A 15,730-nucleotide genomic window follows, 5' to 3' on the forward strand; every position below is an offset into this window, starting at 1 on the left:
TCTCTTTACTTGTTGATCTCGACAAAGGCTTCAGTGCTGTTTACAAAAACCATGTCCCCATTTTTCAGCACTTTGTATGGGTCCTTCTCAAGTCTGTCAACAAGTGGTATTTCAGATATTATAGCTCCAACAGCTACGATTGGCTCCGATTCAAGGTTAATCATTGCAGCAGGTGCAACACCATTCTTGAAAAGCTGATAGATAACATAAGAACCAACAGTAGAACCTTTTCCATGTGGGAATACAAGGACCTTTCCGGCAATTGACTGCCCGTAAAGTTCGTGCTGGGGTTCAACAATCTCTCCGGTCTCAGGGTCAACATTTCCAAGGAATGAGATTGCATCGTTTGTCAGAAGTACTTCTCCTTCTGCAACACCTCTGGAAATTGTCCTGCAATTAATTTTCATCGAGAACACCTGCCTCTTTGATACAGTCCTCAATGCTTGCATACTTTGCTGCTACCTTACACATACTTGGAACATAGGCAAGTGCCTTTCCTGAGTTCACGGTTATTGAAGCATACTTGTTCGTGGCAGGTGAAACTACCATACATGTGTCACATACTACTTTTGCACCACTTTTCTCAATTCTCAGTACGAGGTCGGGATTCTTTTCTGCAACTTCTCTTGCAGTGCATACCCACATCTCTTTTTGCAATTTTTTCCCTTCGACAAGTTCTGCTATTTCTTCCAGTTCTTCAGGCGAGCAGTGTGGACATCCCACGGTTATGATCTCGCTGGATAGTATGTCCTTATTAGTTTCATAGACCTCATCAATCTGTGTTCTCTCCACAGGAATGACCTCATCAGGTCTTGTAAATTTGTTCCTGACCGCCTCAGGTGTCACGCCTTCTATATGATAGAGTGCTACCGCACCGGATGCTGCAAGTGCTGCACCGAGGGATTTCATCTCGTTCTTTGAAGGCTCGTTCTTCATGTAGAATATTGGAACTCTGCTTCCTATCTCTTTGCCGACAACGTAGCCAAGTGCACCGAAGTCAGAGCCTGACAGTTCGCAATCAACATCTACGGCTATTACAGGTTCTCTCATCTCATCAAGGTGATATCCATAGTTTGCAGTCTTACCCACAAGTGCAGCGGAGAGTGCTGAAGGACCACCTTCACGATTTGTCCTTGCACCGATGACGGAGTTGGCATATGAAACTGCTGAGGATTCACTCCATGCTACATGGTCATCCATCTTAACATCGAAACCTTCAAGATAGTAAGGTGTGCAGGTACATTTTGTTCTGATTCCCAGTTTTGCGTAAGCTTCGATTATTTCCTGCTGCTTCTTTGCGAAATCCGGTTCTATTCCCATTTCCTCCCATCTGACTATGTCCATGCCGGCAGGGTTGAGTACGGAAGGGATCTTGACTTTTCCTTCAAGGTCGGATATCCACTCAAGGCCTGCATCTCCGATTGTCTTATAAGATACTCCGGCTATCTGAGCGCTCTTTACGGGAATAAGTTTGTCAGCACCGTAGATGTCTCCAAGTGCTACAAGAATTTCTATGGCTTTCTGGAGACTTTCTCCGTATTCACCGTTAAGTGTTTTTTCTTCTTCAGGTGTAAGATACATTTTTTCACCGTTGTGTTCAACTCTTACTCAGGCATCTTTGCACGTTCGAAGTTCTGAGCTTCTTTCAGAACCTTGGTTGCATCAATACCCATCTTGGTCGTGGTTCCGTCAGATGCACCACGTGGGTCAAGTGAACTTCCTCTCACATTTGGTATTATCATAACGTCCATGTCACCCTTCACTCTGGTGGCAATGGCAAATTCAACATCATGCAGGTCAAAGATGTCGATATCGTCATCAACTACAACCACATGCTTCAGGCTTGTATGAGCTGCAAAGGCTGCCATAATGGCGTTCTTTCCGTCACCTTCTGTCTGTTTCTCTATCTGCACCACTGCATGCAGGTAACAGCATCCGCCTTCTGTGAGCACCACATTCTTGACGGTTGTGACTTCACTTACAGCATTGAATATCCTTGGTTCGTATGGAACTCCCATCATGAGCAAGTGTTCAGGACCTGCCGGGAGGATTCCGTGGTAGATCGGGTCTTTGCGGTGCAGTATTCTTGTGATGTGTATGACGGGTTCCTGTCTCACAAGGTCGTAGGTTCCTGTGATGTCCACGAATGGTCCTTCATCTACTCTTTCAACCGGGTCGATGTAACCTTCAAGTACAATTTCTGCATGAGGAACTTTGATTCCGTTTGAGCATTCGAAGAGTTCTACGGGTCTGCCACGAAGTGCAGCAGCGTAGTTGAATTCCTTGCCAGCCGGTACACGTGTGGTTGATGCGAATGTAACTGTTGGGTCTGCACCAAGAACGATTGCTACAGGTAATTTTTCTCCTTTATCGGATGCTTTCTTGTGCATGACGTAGCTGTGCCTTGGAGCTACAAGACGTGCTGCAAGTCTTGTTTTATCCACTGCAAGAAGTCTGTGGATAGCTGCATTCATGACACCATCGTATTCTGTTACAACAACTCCGGCTGTAAGATATGGTCCTGCATCCTTTTCGAAGTGTGTCATTATGGGGAGTTTTGTGAGGTCCACATCATCCTCGATGACTTCCATTGTTGGTGAGTTTTCTACAATAACTACCTCACCGTCTGGTGATACTTCTGAGAGTCTCTTGATGATCTTGTCTTTGTCCACACCAAACATCGTTGCAAGTTCATCCCTTGAGCCAAGCACGTTCATAATGGCTTTGTTGCCGTCAATATCATGGAACAGCACCGGTCCGGGTGTCTTCTTTGCAATACGCGGTGCTTCGAACACCTTTGAAACAGGCTCTGTGATTTCAACAAGTTTCCCGTTCTTCCTGAGCTGGTCGATAAATTCCCTCATGGTATCATCCGTGTAAAAGTTGTAATATATTAGTGTAATCTCATTTTTGGGCTAGAATATGAGCCAATTATATTTGAATGCATATACTAAAAGAGAATTGTGTGGGTGGAAGTTCTTCCTTAATCTGGCAAGACGGAGATTAAGAGAATTATGGGAAATATCATTAATCCCATCAATAACAGGTTTTTTACCACAGCATCTGAAAAAGAAATTATCGAGTGACTCTCCTTATTAGGCAATCATTTCTTCATTTACGATTTCCACATTGAAAATCCTTAAATAAATTCATATTCTAATTTGAGTGTATGAAATACAAATTTTCTGCAACAATCCACAAAGAGGATGACTGGTATGTATCCTGGTGCCCTGAACTGGATGTGGCAAGCCAGGGGAAAACAGTGGAAGAAGCCCTTGAAAATTTAAGGGAAGCTGTGGAGTTATACTTAGAAGATGAAGATGTTTCGATACCACAGGAAACTACCTTTCTGACCACCACTTTTGAGGTATCTTATGACAAAGCTTCCCATCCTGTCAGCACGTGAAATCATCAAGGCTTTGGAAAGAGCAGGTTTTCAGTTTGTGTCCCAAAAGGGAAGTCACATTAAAATGAAGAAAAAAGAGGATTGCAGTACTTCTGTTGTCATTATCCCAAATCATGACGAAATAGCAACGGGCACTCTTAAATCTATTATCAGGCAGTCTAAGTTAACACCTGAAGAGTTCATATCTCTGTTCCGATAGGGTTTCAGACGATTTCATTTTTTACTTATGTTATTTTGCATTCTTGCTGTTGTGCGCTTCTCCTAATTATTAAAAATTCTTCTTTTCTAAGCAAGAATGCCAATCTTATTCTTCAATATGGTAGCTACAACTGTTTTTTAGGATAGATGTGCCTTCTCAGCACCAAGCATGATAATATCCCTTATCCTTCCCAACCTCGACAGGAACTCCAAATAACTCCGTCAGTTTCTCGGCAGTAAGAATATCCTCAATATCTCCGTCTGCAAATATCCTTCCATCCTTCAGAAGAACCGCACGGTTGATTTCAGGAACAATATCCTCAAGGTCGTGGGTTACAAGGATTATGCTCTTTCCGGCAGCTGCGATCTTGCTCACAGTTTCCCTGAACACATGCTTGCTTTTCAGGTCAAGGCTGTTCGTCGGTTCGTCCAGAACAAGTATCATGGGGTCGTGGACAAGTGCCCTTCCGATGAGAACTCTTCTTGCTTCACCGGTTGAAAGGTGGGATATGTTCTTACCGGCAAGATGTCTTATCTCAAGGAAATCAATGATATCTGCTGTCCTTTGCAGCATGTAAGGTTCGATCTTCATGTTAGGATAGATGCCAATGCTGCTGAAAAAACCTGAAAGGACTACTTCAACTACTGAGATGTCCCTCATGTAATCCAGTTGAAGATCGCCTGATACAATTCCCATGAGTTTTTTCAGGTCAGAGATGACCCATCTGTCCTTTTCCATAATCCTGAAAACCATTCCTTCCGTGTCTGCAATTGGGCGGTAGTCCCCGATAATAGTTTTGATGATAGATGACTTGCCGGAGCCATTGGGTCCGATGAGTGCGATATTTTCACCTTTCTTAATGTTGAAACATAAAGAATCAAGGATAAGTCTGTCATTTTTCCTGACAACAATATTCTTCATCTCAACAAGAGATTCAGGTATATATTCGCTATTTATCTCTGTGTTTTTTTGTGTATCTGTCATCTACTGGTCACATGTTTCCTTTCTGCTTGGTGACGTCCGGTTATTTGTCCAGAGGTAATAATTCTTTTGCAGTATTGGATGAATGTACGTCTGAAACGTTTTTGCTATTTGATTTCATAGAAAAAACAAAAGACAATCTTTATATATTTATTACTTTATACGTTTATTATTATCATCTATGGTTGTAATTCTATGTTACAGAAGTGGTTTCAATTCAATAGATGGCAAGGAGGTTTCCTATGGATGATGAAATCATCGGAATAGTTCCGAATTTGAAGAAAAGTAAGATGCTGGGTATGTCCTATGACATGTTCACTTTGATCGCAACGCCTGATACTACCGTCATAGCAAAGGTTACACGTGAAATGCTGAATCAGGTTATAAAAGATTCCCGTGCACAGGCCAAAGCTGAAGGTAAAGGCTTCTTTGGTCAGTGGGGTGCTCAGATATCCGGTGCGAACAAATATGCAGAAAGATATGCAGGCATGAGTGCACAGACTGCGCTGTCAGAGGATAAAGCAAATTTTGCAATTCCTAACTCAACTATAAGTTCTGTCAAGGTCAAGAAAAAGACCAGATCGGATGACGATGGTATAACTCAAACAACCTGGGAGATTATCATCAAGGCGGATTCAGGGAAACTGAAGTACAAAACCGATTTTGATCCAAAGGGGCATTTGCAAGCTATATACGGCAACAGGGTAAATTGATCAGTACATGGAATCTTGTTCTTTGTTAAGTACAGGATACTTTCAGGTATGTGGTACAAGGCCAGAACATGTGATTAATTCATGTTCGGGTTAATTTTTATTTTTATCATTTAATATATATATATATGTTTATAAATTTTTGATGCATAACAACAAATAATTGAATTCTTTTTAAATAAAGTGTTGGTGGTAAATTGAGAATATATGTTGTTCTGATTATGTTACTTATCCTGCTCTGCCCTCTTGTTTCTGCCGGACAGAATGCCAGGATAGAAATGCCAGATAATGTGGTGTCAGGTGAAATATTTCAGGTAAAACTGGTCATTGATGATCCTATGTTACGGGAACTTACACATAGGATCAGTGTGGGTACTCATGGAAATATCAATTTAAAAAGAACTGGTGAAACTTCCAGACCAAACGAATTTGAATATTCAGGTGAGGATGAGATAGTTTTTGATGCTGTGATGTTTTCAGGTTTCAGGGAAGGAGATGAGCAAGCAGCCGTATCATTCCGGTTTTACGGTGATGTTGAAGAAATGAAAAGCAAATATCCGGACTGGGGCATGTATATGGGTACAGTCGGAACTGTCTCAAAGGAAGTTCATGCTTCACCTGTAAGCTTTTATGCGGATCTTCCGGACCTTCCCGATGGAGAATTCAAGACTGAATACTGGGATAAAGTAACTTATACTCCCAGTTTCGGTTATGTGAGGGCGTCTGATGTGAATTCAATTTATGATCCTATGCAGCGCTACATGGGATCTTTTGGCAGAGAAGTATGTTATGGAAATGTTAATGACGATTATATATCATGCACATCCATACCAAAAGAATACCTTGATAATCCTAAAGAAGGTATGGAAGTTTCTGAATATTATGGTAGCCCGGGAAATACAGGTCCTTCCAGGGGTTACTATATGTTTAGTGTTGACAAGTCAAAAAAAACACTTTATGACGACAACGGAGAACCTTATGATGAGTATTCGATCTCTTTAGGCTATACATCTGAGGTAGTTGTCAATGATTTTGTTATCTACAAAACATGGATAGCAAAGGAGATCCAGCGTGTAAAAGATGTAGATGTGGATTCTGCTGTCAAAGAATCTCTGGATGAATTCCATAACATAGCCAGAAGTCAGTATTATACACCCGTTGGTACTTCCAGTGGTTCATATCCTTCTGTTTTTGAAACAGAATTACCCCTTGAAGAAGGGCCTGAGACTCTGTACATAAGCGGTTCGGTCAGCGATGCTGATGGAAACCCACTATCATATGCAAAGCTTGAAGCAAGGGTAAAAGGCGAGGTATTTGAAGGTATAGCAGATGAACATGGCGACTTTCAGATTCCTGTTACAATAGAACTTGATGATAAAGAAAAGAATGTTAAAGTGGAATTCTTTGTTATTCTTTCCTACGAAAGAGATGATACGAACTATTTCCTACTTTATGATCTGGATGGAAACACTTACAAAAATGCCTGGTATTACCAGGAACTGACTATAGTTGATCAGGGAAATATCGAAGCCCATATCAGACTGGATGGTTCTCAGGGAAGGGATAAAGCCAGCAGTACCGGCAATCTTGCTGATATGAAAAGTCTTGGTGTCATTTATGCCCATACAGCTGAGGCTGTAGATTTTTGTCTTGTTGACCTTGAGGCCAACATAGATTACAAGTTACCTGTGGAGATACTTGTGGGCAATAATAATGACAATACCCTCTATTCTCCGGGAGAATCACAAATCCTTATTTCAAGTAATGATGCTGGATACTCCAACTCGAACAGGCCGAAGAACCGTGAGTACCATGAGTTCGCTCATCATCTGATGTATGCTAACTATGGAGGATGGACAAGCGGCGGTAAAGAGGCAGGTACAGTTAACCATGATGGGTTCCTGAACCCTAACACTGCAGATTCCTTTGATGAAGGGTTTGCAGAGTTCATTGCTCTTGTGATCTCCGATAAGTTCGGGGACAGCAATCCTTCTGACGGCAAGACAAAATCGGATATCTATGCATCTTTCGGTAGCCTTGAGAACAATTATCATCCCTGGGATGGGAAAGGTTATGATGAGGAATTTGCAGTTGCCTCTGTTCTGTGGGATATGTATGATAAGAAAAACGACAATGGTGATTCTCTTTCCCTGTCCCTTTATGATATGTGGTCCGTGCTTAAGGTTCAGAGAACAGATTTCTATGATTATTATGTTGCTTTCAGAGAAGCAAATCCCAGCAAATCTGCAGAGATTGATAAAATATTCATTGAACATGGTTTCTTTGCTGATACCACAGAAGGTAACGGTAAGAGGGACACTTTTGAAGGTTTCAGGGATGCTAACAATAATAGAAGATATGATTCAGGTGAAGTCTTCTTTGATCTGGGATGTCTGAATTCCACTTCTGAGATCGAATATAAGAAAAACATGGTTATCGGAAAAGCTGCTAACTATGAAAGAAGTAACAGGAGCACTGCCGTAAGGATAGATGGTGCTTACCTGAAAGTAAAAGATGATGAAATACGTCAGTATCTTGTAAAAGTACATTATCCTGATCCAGGATATGGTGATGACTATGAATACGTAGTCGACCTGCGAGATGGCCTATTGTATGTTCAGCCTCTTCCATCAGACGTTCCGGCACAGATCAGCATTGAACCTTACTCTGTGGAATATACTGCTGAAAAAATCTATACTATCAGTAATGAGGAGCTGATAAATGAACTGGAAGAGCCTTCTGAGTACTTCGATGAACATGAGTTCTCACTGGAAAGTACGGGTGTTACCGGTGATATGGAGTATATTGTGTATAATGATGTTGAACCGACATATGCATATGAAGGTGATCTTGGTCAGGAAGTAGATGTAAAGTTCTCAGATGATGAACTTGATGCCGATGATGACAGGGGTCTGTCATTACTATGGTTGATACCTTTGATCCTCGTCGGCTTTGTAGCCGGTGCAGGTTTTCTGGTCATGAAAAAGTCAGGAAATCTGGTAAAGTCAGTGGATCTGACAAAAGCACAGGGTAAGGCGCAGGAACTAATCAAAAAAGGGTCTCAGGAATTCAATGATAAAGGGATACCTGCTATAAGAGAAGCCAGTAAAAAAGCTGCTAATTGCACTGCCAGAGGTGCGGAATTTGCTGCACAGCAGACCAGGGAAGGATACGAAAAGGCCAGACCTCAGATCAACAAGGCCCGGGAGGATATTAAGAAGAAGATCAATGAAACAAAGGAAAAGAAGAAGTGATTCTTGTTCATCTTTTTCTTTTTCCTTTTCTCCGGAAATCTTAATTTTTCTTAAAACAAATCTAATATAGATTGCTCACTTTTCATATTATTGTGAATAAAGAACCTGTTTCCACTCTGGATCGAAAAATCAACAGCTTTCAGTCACTATCAGTAATAGAAGGTTATTATCTGGTACTGGGTGGCGGAAAAATAGGAAGTGATTTTGCCAGATATGCCAAAGATAAGTCTTTCCCTTTTGTAGTTATTATCGACGTTGATAAGTCAGCCAATGCCGCCAACAATTCAATAAACATAAATCGCAAAGAACTTTTTAGTCTGATAGAGGATTTCCAAAAATCAAAAGCCAACTCGGGTAATGTTTATTTCCATTGCATGGATGTCCACAATGTTCCTGAGATACTTGAGGCTGGAATCCCTGAGTTCATAATTCCTGCTGTACCCACACATGCGGTTGTGAATATGGCAATTGATATGCTGAGTTCGGCATCTTCAGACCACTTGATCTCAGATATCCATATAGATGATAAGGATGAAGAAATGAAGGCATATTTTAACAAGCTCCTGTCTCTTTTACCTGAAAATATCGTTGTTTTCAGTTCCCTGAAAGACGGTGTGATCATGTTCTCATACGCAAAGCCGGGAGAGATATGTCCTGATAACTGCATGGGCCCCAAAGATTATTGCTACAATTTCAAGAGGGAAAAGCCCGAGACTATAACTGCATATGTCAGAAAACTGTTACCATCTTACAAAGGCTGGGTTTTTGAAAGCTGCCAGATGAAACCGGGAATTGGCGGGATAATGGGAGTTGATTTCAAGGAATATATGCTTTCTTTGATGGAGTATGTGAAGTATGTACACGAAAAAAGGGATTTCTGCCCGGTTGAGGATCGTGTTTTTTTCATTGCAACTACGTGTAATTGTCATGGTATCATGAATTTACTTGACGTTGTATGAGATAGTTGGAAAAACCTGTGAACTTGTATTGCAGGCATATTCTTTTCCAAAAGTGTTTTGTGCAGCTTGTTAAATAGTTCTTTTACTCAGGATATGATAGTATGAAAAAAGAAAAAAAGGAATATATTGTTCACAGGCAGATATACGAGGACACAGTTAAAAAGAACAAGAAATTAGGTATGGTAAATTTACTGATCTTCGGTACGGGTTTGATGCTTAAATATGTAGGACGATCTGATCTGGGAAGCCATTTCATCTGGCTGGGGATTGTGATTCTGATATATACCCTGGGTTCTAACATGATGGCAAAGTATCAAATGAAAAAACATCAGTTGAAGTGAGCTATTACAAAAAATCAATTTAGGTAATATACTTCAGAATCAGAGAATATGAAGCCTCGAGCGTGATTTGAACACGCGACCTAGTGATTACAAATCACTCGCTCTGCCGGGCTGAGCCATCGAGGCAACATGATTGCATTCCACATCTTTTTATGGAAAGCATTCCCTTACATATCATAATAGCAGATAAATTTTATGGTAGCAGACTACCCGGAGATATACCTATGTGGCATGAAATTTCGAGGATTGGAAAAAAACTTGTGGCAAACGGGCTGGTAGAATCACATTTTGGCAACATCAGTGTAAGAATTGGCAGCAAAATGCTTATCACACGCAGCGGTTGCGCCTTGGACGAGATAACAGAGGATAACGTAGTAGAGGTGCGCATCGATGGAACATCTCCCCTTGACATGATTGCCTCATCCGAAGCTATTGTTCACCGTGCCATCTATAGCAAAACTCCTGCTCTTGCAATCGTTCATGCACATTGTCCATTTGCAGTGACACTCTCTCTCCTTGAAGAAAGTGAAAGCATAAAGCCTGCAGACAGCGAAGGGCAATATTTCCTGGGGGAAGTTCCGATTGTAAAGGGCGGCATAGGCTCTGATGAGCTTGCGGGCAACCTTGCATCAGCCCTTGCGAATAACAAAACCGCGATTATCTACAGTCACGGCACTTTTGCCATAGGAAAAGTACTGGATGAGGCTTATGTACTCACCACACAGGTGGAGCACTCATGCAAGATAAAATACTGGTACGACCTTGCAGTAAACACCAGAGCATGAAACTTTGCCTGTCAGGTAGCCTGAAATTATTCTAAAATATTATAATTCCCGGAAAACGTTAAATCATAAAAATGCTCATTTGGTACAATATTCATGACATTCAATGCTCTAAGACCTGTGGCATCAAAAATACTTGAGCCAATGGCACGAAAAATGGCAGACATGGGCATATCTCCTAATACAATATCGCTACTTTCTCTGTTTTTTGCAGTAGCTGCCGGTTTTCGTTATTATTACTCTGCCTCTGATCCTCTACTTGTACTCATAGCAGGCTTGATGGTGGCGTTCAATTCATTCTTTGATGCAATGGACGGCCTCATGGCCCGCTATCTTAACTCAGCCAGTGCGCGAGGAGACTTCCTTGACCATGTAATTGACCGGTACTCAGACGTGTTTATCATATGCGGTGTCTTCTTCGGAGGCTATGTGGACTGGCAGATCGGTGTCATAACCATCGTTGGTGTCCTTCTCACAAGCTACCTCGGAACACAGGCACAGGCACTGAATCTCGGACGTTACTATGGTGGAATCATAGGTCGAGCAGACAGACTTGTTCTTATCATGTTGTCTTCAGTGATCTATTACTTCTATCAGGGTGAAGTTCTCGGATTCTCATCTCTTGGATGGATGATACTTATTATTGGAGTTGGAAGCCACATCACAGCTTTCCAGCGCATAAATCACATCTGGAAACAACTGGAATGATTAAATCCTGCAAGTAAACTTCCGGTAATTCAGGGGGCTAGTTTAATTATCTCAAGACCAATTAAAGCTCATGTCATCTGAGATGGATCTTGAATACGAGTATCTGGAGCACACTGCTGATGTAAGGTTTCGGGCTTACGGCAAAAGCCTTGAGCAGGCATTTGAGAATGCCGCCCTTGCCATGCTTAATGTTATGGTGGAAACCTCTTCTGTCAACAACATTCTGTCAGTAAATATTGAACTTAAATCCTTTGACCTTGACAGCCTGCTCTTTGAATGGCTTTCCGAGATACTCTTCGTATTCGAGGTAGATGAAATGGTGTTTGGCCGCGTGGAGGTCAGTAAGATCACCACTAATGAAGATGATGAAGAATGCTCCCTTGAAGCAACACTCTATGGAGAAACAATCGATCTTTCAGTTCATGTCTTTGATACTGAGGTAAAGGCCGCCACTTATAATGACATGAGGATCGAGAAGTCAGATGATGGCTGGATGATCCAGGCTACAGTGGATACGTGAAATTTCGTTCCAATCTGTTCCTGGTTACCAGGTCAATCAATTTTTTGTAATCAATATATTCATACGATTAGAACACATATTCTTCATTATAGACGACAGAAGGAAGAAAAACAAGAGGAATAACATGTCACATGAAAATGAAAAATCAATTTCAGATATTCTCACTAAAGTAAATGATAATACATGGGAGGTGCCCGGTAATTACAAACCTGGAATGAATGTTCCGGGAAGGATATTCGTATCAAAACCTCTCCTTGATATGCTGGAACCTGAAACCATCGATCAGGTCGCAAACGTGGCATCCCTGCCGGGAATACAGAAATACTCCATGGCAATGCCAGATGCTCACCTTGGTTATGGATTCTCCATTGGAGGAGTTGCAGCATTCGATAAGATTAAAGGTGTGATAAGCCCGGGTGGTGTAGGTTTTGACATCAACTGCGGAGTACGCCTCATCCGTTCTAATCTCATGGAAGATGATGTCCGTCCCAGGCTTTCAGAGCTTCTGGATGCATTATTCGATGCAATACCTTCAGGTGTTGGTTCCAAAAGTCGTATGAGACTTAACGATGAGGAATTGGATGACGTATTTATCAATGGGGTAAACTGGGCTGTTAAGAATGGATATGGTATGAAGGGAGACCTAAGTCATTGTGAGAGCAATGGTAAGATGTCCGGTGCTGATCCTTCAAAAGTAAGTATTAAAGCCCGGAAAAGAGGTCGTCCGCAGATAGGAACTCTTGGAAGTGGGAACCATTTCCTTGAAGTGCAGTATGTGGATAAGGTCTATGATGAAGAAGCTGCAAAAGCTTTCGGCCTTAAGGAAGGACAGATAACCTTCATGATCCACTGCGGTTCACGAGGTGCAGGTCACCAGATATGTACTGACCATCTCCAGAAGCTCACACAGGCTTCCAAGAAGTACAAGATTCCTCTCCCTGATAAACAACTGGCATGTGCTCCTGCAAGCTCAGAGGAAGCACAGGATTATTTCAAGGCCATGACATGTGCGGCAAACTATGCATGGGTGAACCGCCAGATGATAATGCACTGGGCACGTGAGGTCTTTGATGAGTTCTTCAAGGCTCAGCACGGTGACCTTGGACTAGATCTTGTGTATGATGTCGCTCACAATGTTGCCAAGCTTGAGAAACACATGATCGATGGCGAAGAAAAGGAAGTCTATGTTCACAGGAAAGGTGCTACAAGAGCATTCCCTGCAGATCATCCTGAGATTCCGGAGGATTACAAGGGCATAGGACAGCCGGTCATTATTCCTGGAAGTATGGGCACTGCATCTTATGTGCTAAAAGGCTGTCCTGTTGCCATGGAACTGACCTTCGGTAGTGCCTGTCACGGTGCAGGAAGGGTTATGAGCCGAAGCAAGGCAAAGAAAGAGCTGCGTGGTGAAGAGATTCAGAAAGAACTGAAGTCTGAGGGAATTATCGTAAGAGCAACCCAGCCATCACTCATAGCCGAGGAAGCACCGGAAGTATACAAATCCAGCAGTGATGTTGTAGATGTCGTACACAATCTCGGCATTGCCACAAAAGTTGCACGTGTACTTCCAATGGGAGTTGTCAAAGGTTGATCTGCCTTTGACTTAATTTCTCTTTTTAGTTTTTCTCTTTTTTCTCAGAATAAGTTTTAATTTTAAAATTGATGGTATATTGATGATATTTATGTACTAATTACTTTAAAAATATTTGATATGCAGAGTTTACACTAATCAGTTAAGCAACATAAGAAAAGTCTTGCTCATTATTGAGCAACGAGGAAACGGGGACATGTTTGAGGGGATGAATGGTTTTGCTTGGTTACAGTTACTATACCTTTGAATACAGTTACAAGCAGTAGTTCCCGTTTCCTCAACTTATAATTGGTCATTATTATATATAAATCTGTTTGACATTATTTATATAGCAAATAAGTTCCACTTCCTTAAATATGAGATAATCTCATATCAATTTAACCGCTATCATTTTAAAACTTATACTTTATTTAGCAACTATGAGCAATGCAGATAAAAATCTCATTAGAGTAAGGACAATGGCCGACATTCAGTTCGGTAAGGGTTGTGGAGAGATCCTTTTTCCTGACGGTGTTGCATTCCAGCTTTCCAGGACAAAACGTGTAAGACAGGTCCAGTTCAACGGAAAGCACATGGCAACAGTTCGTGCAAGGGACGGAATGCTCACTCTCAGCATAGACGGAGCTGCTGCACTTCATCAGGGACTTGAAAAGCCTGCATCAAGAGTTGTGATCTGTGATGATGCAGTTCCATTTGTCTCAAAAGGAAAAACCGCTTTTGCAAAACACGTAGTTGCAGTTGACCCGGAACTAAGGGCAGGAGACGAGGTTATAATAGTTGATGGAAAGGATGAGATCCTTGCAACAGGGCAGCTATTACTTTCACCTGCTGAAGCACTTCACTTGGACAGGGGTCCTGCAGTTGATGTAAGGCGGGGGATAGCACAATCTTAGAATAACTATTTATAAATCTATCTCTATTAAATACGATGAAAATAAAGTCATAGTAGTGCCTTTGATACAGTATATCCGAGACCGGAGAGTGAAAGCATAGAAGAGGAGATGTTTAAGACATTTGTAATTCCAGACAACACAAGGATGGAAGAACGTACAATAGTCATAGATGGGGATGTTATTGCAGGCAATCACTCTGAAATAAAGTACGGTATCATTGCAAATTCAGCAATATTTGGTGAAAGGGTCACCCTCGCAGGAGATCTGATTACCACTGGAGATGCCAGGGTCGATATCTGGTCAGAAATTGGCGGTAACGTCAAAACAGATCAGAATGCCTATATCGGAGAATTCGTAACCATTGATGGTAAACTGGTGGTTAAAGGTGACCTCGATATTGGTAACGATGTAAAGATCAACGGTGGTTTTGAAGCCAAGGGCTGGATAGTTGTAAGAAATCCGGTTCCGGTCATAGTTTATCTTTTCCTTTATATCAGCGAGCTTCTGAGACTTGGGAAGGACGAGGAAGTTGAAAAGGCATTAGAGGAGCTTTTTGAAGATGATGAGGAGTCCATAGGGCTCAATTCCATGATCATTCCTAATGGTTCCAGGATATCCATGGATTCCATAAGGGTTCCTTCAAATGCAATTATCGGAAGCAAATGCAGGCTTGTCGGGAATATACGTGCAACTTCTCTTGACATGGCAAACGAGACCACATTATATGGAAGCATACGTACAATCCAGGATGTAAAGCTCGGAAATGATAATGTGATTCACGGGAATATAATTTCCAGAGGCAAAGTTTACGTTGCTGCCGGAACCCATATTCTCGGGGAGATCAACTCACAGTCGATAACGATTCACGAAAGTGCTCGTGTTGACGGTGTAATGCGTGCTCCCGGAGGTATAATCTTTGAGCGTGAGGAAGATGATTCTCTTAGTGATAATGAACTGATGGAACTGGATGTCTGAATGGCTTTAGTTTTAGTATATGTTTACACAAAATTATGAGGGGATGGCTATGAGTCTGAATTCAATGTTCAATTTTCTGGATCTTTCAATACGTCTTTGTATTGTGGTCCTGGCGTTACTGACATCTTATCTCCTGGTGAAGATCGATCCCGATGTCATACGCTCACGAATTTATGTATCATTTAACAATCTGAAAAAGTATTTTGTATTATTGACAGTTGGTTTTGTGCTTTATCTTTTTGAAGCACTGGTAACGATAAATTCCATGCCTGGAAGCACGCAGAACGATGATTTTAATAGCATTATGATGCTGCTCTTCCAGATAACAATGCTGATTTTCCTTTATCATCTCTATGTAGCGATAAAGGTCCCTGACAGACGCATTCTTTGATAAGTGGCGTTCAGCTGGCT

The 15,730-nt window shown here is 41.6% G+C and carries 17 protein-coding genes and 1 tRNA gene; 13 read left to right on the forward strand and 5 right to left on the reverse strand.

Going from position 1 to position 15,730, the window contains the following annotated elements:
- Window positions 1–5: 5 nt before the first annotated feature.
- Genes J2746_RS01640 through J2746_RS01650 form a run of 3 tightly spaced genes read right to left on the reverse strand, consistent with a single transcriptional unit; the run spans window position 6 to window position 2,864 of the window.
- Window positions 6–407 carry a phosphomevalonate dehydratase small subunit gene (locus J2746_RS01640; protein WP_209615227.1) on the reverse strand — a complete coding sequence of 134 codons (402 nt, stop codon included), beginning with the start codon at window positions 405–407 and terminating at the stop codon, window positions 6–8.
- Entirely contained in the window at window positions 397–1,581 is a 1,185-nt protein-coding gene (locus tag J2746_RS01645; RefSeq protein ID WP_209615229.1) for a phosphomevalonate dehydratase large subunit, read from the reverse strand. Before J2746_RS01645 ends, J2746_RS01640 begins: the two co-directional genes overlap by 11 nt.
- Window positions 1,582–1,604: 23 nt before the next feature.
- The gene (locus J2746_RS01650) at window positions 1,605–2,864 is read right to left on the reverse strand and encodes an anhydromevalonate phosphate decarboxylase (protein ID WP_209615232.1); all 1,260 of its coding nucleotides are present in this window, start codon (window positions 2,862–2,864) and stop codon (window positions 1,605–1,607) included.
- Window positions 2,865–3,169: 305 nt separating this feature from the next.
- On the opposite strand from J2746_RS01650, the gene J2746_RS01655 reads away from it, so the two are divergent.
- Together J2746_RS01655 and J2746_RS01660 are read left to right on the forward strand one after the other, a co-directional pair.
- Window positions 3,170–3,406 (forward strand): type II toxin-antitoxin system HicB family antitoxin, encoded by a 237-nt coding sequence (locus J2746_RS01655; protein WP_209615235.1) that lies wholly within the window; start codon window positions 3,170–3,172, stop codon window positions 3,404–3,406.
- Entirely contained in the window at window positions 3,375–3,605 is a 231-nt protein-coding gene (locus J2746_RS01660) for a type II toxin-antitoxin system HicA family toxin (RefSeq protein WP_209615238.1), read from the forward strand. The genes J2746_RS01655 and J2746_RS01660 overlap by 32 nt, the downstream gene beginning before the upstream one ends.
- A gap of 156 nt (window positions 3,606–3,761) precedes the next feature.
- Here the strand turns inward: J2746_RS01660 and J2746_RS01665 are convergent, their stop codons facing one another.
- A complete protein-coding gene (locus J2746_RS01665; RefSeq protein WP_209615241.1) occupies window positions 3,762–4,589 on the reverse strand; it encodes an ABC transporter ATP-binding protein in 828 nt (275 codons plus the stop codon).
- A 239-nt stretch (window positions 4,590–4,828) separates the two neighbouring features.
- Between J2746_RS01665 and J2746_RS01670 the strand changes: the two genes are divergently transcribed.
- From J2746_RS01670 to J2746_RS01685, 4 genes are all read left to right on the forward strand, one after another.
- Window positions 4,829–5,299, forward strand: coding sequence for a hypothetical protein (locus J2746_RS01670; protein WP_209615245.1), 471 nt, complete (start codon window positions 4,829–4,831; stop codon window positions 5,297–5,299).
- Window positions 5,300–5,493: 194 nt separating this feature from the next.
- Window positions 5,494–8,550, forward strand: coding sequence for a carboxypeptidase-like regulatory domain-containing protein (locus J2746_RS01675; protein WP_209615248.1), 3,057 nt, complete (start codon window positions 5,494–5,496; stop codon window positions 8,548–8,550).
- A gap of 92 nt (window positions 8,551–8,642) precedes the next feature.
- Window positions 8,643–9,509 (forward strand): Rossmann-fold NAD(P)-binding domain-containing protein, encoded by an 867-nt coding sequence (locus J2746_RS01680; protein WP_209615250.1) that lies wholly within the window; start codon window positions 8,643–8,645, stop codon window positions 9,507–9,509.
- 101 nt (window positions 9,510–9,610) lie between these two features.
- Window positions 9,611–9,850 (forward strand): hypothetical protein, encoded by a 240-nt coding sequence (locus tag J2746_RS01685; protein ID WP_209615253.1) that lies wholly within the window; start codon window positions 9,611–9,613, stop codon window positions 9,848–9,850.
- Between the two features lie 52 nt (window positions 9,851–9,902).
- On the opposite strand, the gene J2746_RS01690 is transcribed toward J2746_RS01685, so the two are convergent.
- A tRNA-Thr gene (locus tag J2746_RS01690) sits at window positions 9,903–9,976 on the reverse strand.
- A 98-nt stretch (window positions 9,977–10,074) separates the two neighbouring features.
- Here J2746_RS01690 and J2746_RS01695 point away from each other — a divergent pair.
- The 7 genes from J2746_RS01695 to J2746_RS01725 all read left to right on the forward strand — a co-directional run bounded on the left by J2746_RS01695 (window position 10,075) and on the right by J2746_RS01725 (window position 15,710).
- On the forward strand, window positions 10,075–10,635 hold the full coding sequence (locus J2746_RS01695) for an aldolase (RefSeq protein WP_209615256.1): 561 nt from the start codon (window positions 10,075–10,077) through the stop codon (window positions 10,633–10,635).
- A gap of 93 nt (window positions 10,636–10,728) precedes the next feature.
- Window positions 10,729–11,340 (forward strand): archaetidylinositol phosphate synthase, encoded by a 612-nt coding sequence (pgsA, locus tag J2746_RS01700; RefSeq protein WP_209615259.1) that lies wholly within the window; start codon window positions 10,729–10,731, stop codon window positions 11,338–11,340.
- Window positions 11,341–11,410: 70 nt separating this feature from the next.
- Window positions 11,411–11,860, forward strand: coding sequence for an archease (locus tag J2746_RS01705; protein WP_245249916.1), 450 nt, complete (start codon window positions 11,411–11,413; stop codon window positions 11,858–11,860).
- Window positions 11,861–11,984: 124 nt separating this feature from the next.
- Window positions 11,985–13,451: an RtcB family protein gene (locus J2746_RS01710; RefSeq protein WP_209615262.1), complete on the forward strand. Its 1,467-nt coding sequence runs from the start codon at window positions 11,985–11,987 to the stop codon at window positions 13,449–13,451.
- Window positions 13,452–13,909: 458 nt separating this feature from the next.
- Window positions 13,910–14,344 carry a PUA domain-containing protein gene (locus J2746_RS01715; protein ID WP_245249917.1) on the forward strand — a complete coding sequence of 145 codons (435 nt, stop codon included), beginning with the start codon at window positions 13,910–13,912 and terminating at the stop codon, window positions 14,342–14,344.
- A gap of 108 nt (window positions 14,345–14,452) precedes the next feature.
- A complete protein-coding gene (locus tag J2746_RS01720; protein ID WP_245249918.1) occupies window positions 14,453–15,319 on the forward strand; it encodes an acyltransferase in 867 nt (288 codons plus the stop codon).
- A 49-nt stretch (window positions 15,320–15,368) separates the two neighbouring features.
- Window positions 15,369–15,710 (forward strand): hypothetical protein, encoded by a 342-nt coding sequence (locus tag J2746_RS01725; protein ID WP_209615268.1) that lies wholly within the window; start codon window positions 15,369–15,371, stop codon window positions 15,708–15,710.
- Window positions 15,711–15,730: the final 20 nt, after the last annotated feature.

The sequence above is a fragment of the Methanolobus bombayensis genome (assembly GCF_017873415.1).
Taxonomy (GTDB): Archaea; Halobacteriota; Methanosarcinia; order Methanosarcinales; family Methanosarcinaceae; genus Methanolobus; species Methanolobus bombayensis.

Bases quoted from the DNA above. Each gene is read 5' to 3' on its own strand.
- J2746_RS01650 (WP_209615232.1), bottom strand. From the start codon at position 2,864: ATGAGGGAATTTATCGACCAGCTCAGGAAGAACGGGAAACTTGTTGAA.
- J2746_RS01720 (WP_245249918.1), top strand. From the start codon at position 14,453: ATGTTTAAGACATTTGTAATTCCAGACAACACAAGGATGGAAGAACGT.
- J2746_RS01705 (WP_245249916.1), top strand. From the start codon at position 11,411: ATGTCATCTGAGATGGATCTTGAATACGAGTATCTGGAGCACACTGCT.
- J2746_RS01725 (WP_209615268.1), top strand. From the start codon at position 15,369: ATGAGTCTGAATTCAATGTTCAATTTTCTGGATCTTTCAATACGTCTT.
- J2746_RS01715 (WP_245249917.1), top strand. From the start codon at position 13,910: ATGGCCGACATTCAGTTCGGTAAGGGTTGTGGAGAGATCCTTTTTCCT.
- pgsA (WP_209615259.1), top strand. From the start codon at position 10,729: ATGACATTCAATGCTCTAAGACCTGTGGCATCAAAAATACTTGAGCCA.
- J2746_RS01710 (WP_209615262.1), top strand. From the start codon at position 11,985: ATGTCACATGAAAATGAAAAATCAATTTCAGATATTCTCACTAAAGTA.
- J2746_RS01640 (WP_209615227.1), bottom strand. From the start codon at position 407: ATGAAAATTAATTGCAGGACAATTTCCAGAGGTGTTGCAGAAGGAGAA.
- J2746_RS01660 (WP_209615238.1), top strand. From the start codon at position 3,375: ATGACAAAGCTTCCCATCCTGTCAGCACGTGAAATCATCAAGGCTTTG.
- J2746_RS01645 (WP_209615229.1), bottom strand. From the start codon at position 1,581: ATGTATCTTACACCTGAAGAAGAAAAAACACTTAACGGTGAATACGGA.
- J2746_RS01695 (WP_209615256.1), top strand. From the start codon at position 10,075: ATGTGGCATGAAATTTCGAGGATTGGAAAAAAACTTGTGGCAAACGGG.
- J2746_RS01685 (WP_209615253.1), top strand. From the start codon at position 9,611: ATGAAAAAAGAAAAAAAGGAATATATTGTTCACAGGCAGATATACGAG.
- J2746_RS01665 (WP_209615241.1), bottom strand. From the start codon at position 4,589: ATGACAGATACACAAAAAAACACAGAGATAAATAGCGAATATATACCT.
- J2746_RS01670 (WP_209615245.1), top strand. From the start codon at position 4,829: ATGGATGATGAAATCATCGGAATAGTTCCGAATTTGAAGAAAAGTAAG.
- J2746_RS01655 (WP_209615235.1), top strand. From the start codon at position 3,170: ATGAAATACAAATTTTCTGCAACAATCCACAAAGAGGATGACTGGTAT.